The 1,929-nt window shown below is 69.5% G+C and carries 2 protein-coding genes; both read right to left on the bottom strand.

Features of this window, described 5'->3' with window-relative positions; genetic code table 11:
* Positions 1-46: 46 nt before the first annotated feature.
* A complete protein-coding gene (gene gluQRS / locus AC1DU6_RS29300; RefSeq protein ID WP_477861485.1) occupies positions 47-928 on the bottom strand; it encodes a tRNA glutamyl-Q(34) synthetase GluQRS in 882 nt (293 codons plus the stop codon).
* Positions 928-1,896 (bottom strand): LysR family transcriptional regulator, encoded by a 969-nt coding sequence (locus tag AC1DU6_RS29295; RefSeq protein ID WP_477861484.1) that lies wholly within the window; start codon positions 1,894-1,896, stop codon positions 928-930. The genes gluQRS and AC1DU6_RS29295 overlap by 1 nt, the downstream gene beginning before the upstream one ends.
* Positions 1,897-1,929 lie beyond the last annotated feature (33 nt).

The following is a 1,929-nucleotide window of genomic DNA, read 5'->3' as shown; positions in this document are numbered from 1 at the left end:
TCGGAAGGTTGAGCCTGTTCGTGCTCGGCGTGCCAGCTTGTGCGTCTCAACTCGAACGTTCGCCCGCTGATTCCCCCACCAGCGCTTCCCATTTCGACACCGAGCCCGTCAGTACTTCCTCGGCGCTGTTCATCCCGTCCGGCAAGCGCAGCCCCAGCCGACTCGCGGCATCGCGCAGCCGCCCGGCAGGGTCGGCAAGGTCGATGGCCGCCGCGCCGTTCTGCTTGGACAGCTTGTGCCCGTCTGCCGCCAGCACCAGCGGCGTGTGCAGATAGCGCGGTGTCGGAAAGCCAAGTGCTCGTTGCAGCGCGATCTGGCGTGGCGTGTTGTCGGCCAGGTCCTCACCGCGGACGATGTCGGTGACGCCTTGTTCGGCATCGTCGGCGACGACGGCGAGCTGGTAGGCCCAGAGGCCGTCGGCGCGCTTGAGGATGAAGTCGCCGACTTCGGTTTCGAGGTCTTGCGATTGCGAGCCCAGCCGGCGGTCCTGCCAGTTGATGCGGCCCGCGACGCGAAAGCGCCATGCCCGCACCGGCCGGCCGTGGGTGCCATTTCGGCAAGTGCCGGGGTAGATCAGTTCGCCATGCCTGGGCTTGGGGCCGGCTGCCGCTGCGATCTCGGCGCGCGTGCAGGCGCAGCCATAGGCGTGGCCGGAGGCAATCAACCGGTTCAGCGCGGCTTGATACAGCTCGCCGCGGTGCGACTGCCAGACGGGCGGCTCGTCGGGCCGCAGGCCGAGGGCATCGAGCTGGCCGAGGATGACCTCGTCCATGCCCGGCGGGCAGCGCGGGCCGTCGACGTCTTCGATGCGCACCAGCCACTCGCCGCCGTGGGCGCGGGCATCCAGCCAGCTCGCCAGCGCCGCCACCAGCGAGCCGGCGTGCAGCGGGCCGGTGGGCGAGGGCGCGAATCGACCTCGATAGCTCATCAGAGCAGCAGCCCCTCGTGCTGTTCGAGCAGTGCCTTGCGCGTCGTCTCGCTGCGCAGCTTGTCCAGCCACCATGCCAGCGCCTTGCCCGGCACAGGGCCGGTGTCGCGCCAGGCGTAGTGCATCTTGCCGGTGCGCCGGCCTTCGTAGGTGGCCTTGCGCACCAGGCGGCCGGCCTCGATGTGGCGCCGCACGATGGGCACCGGCAGGGAGCCGCAGCCCAGGCCGCGCATCATGGCCTCCAGCTTGATGGCCAGCGAYGGCACGGTCAGCACGTCCTGGCCTGGCAGCAGACCGACGCTGAGCGGCGCCATCAGCCGGGCGCTGTCAGCCACGGCAACGATGCGGTGCTCGGCGATCTGGCTTGCGCTGAGCGGCTCGGGCAGGCTGGCCAGCGGATGGTGGGGCGCAATGCAGAAGGCGAACTCCAGCTCTCCCGCGAACTCACAGTGAATGCCGCTGTTCTGCAGCTGCCCCGGTACACCGACTGCTATGTCGGCCTGGCCATGCAGCAAGGCCTCCCAGGTGCCGGCCAGCACCTCCACGCGCAGCTTGAGCCGGGTCGGCGGTGGGCCGCCACCGTCGATCTTCTCGGCGTAGAAGGCTTCCATCAGATCGAACAGGGCCCGGCGGGCGACGGCGTCATCGACGGCCAGCGTCAGCTCGCTTTCCCAGCCGGTGGAGATGCGCCGCACGCGGTTGGCCACGGCGTCCAGTTCCTGCAGCAGGCGCCTGCCCTCGTGCAGCAGCTCCTGGCCGGCCGCTGTCAGCACGGCCTGGCGGGAGCTGCGGTCAAAGAGCAGCACGTCGAGCGCGTCTTCCAGCTGGCGCACGGAATAGGTCAGCGCCGACGGCACCCGACCCATCTCGCGAGCCGCGGCGGCGAAGCTGCCCGTGCGGGCGATGGTGTCCATCATGGACAGGGCTTCCGGGGTCAGTGCGCGGCGTTTGTCCTGAGGATTCGGCATGCGTTCAGTCTATTTGAATGATGTCCTCAACGC

The sequence above is a fragment of the Roseateles sp. P5_B10 genome (genome assembly GCF_056400485.1).
The sequence above is the reverse complement of the archived record's forward strand: the minus strand, read 5'-3'. Positions and strand labels throughout refer to the sequence as shown.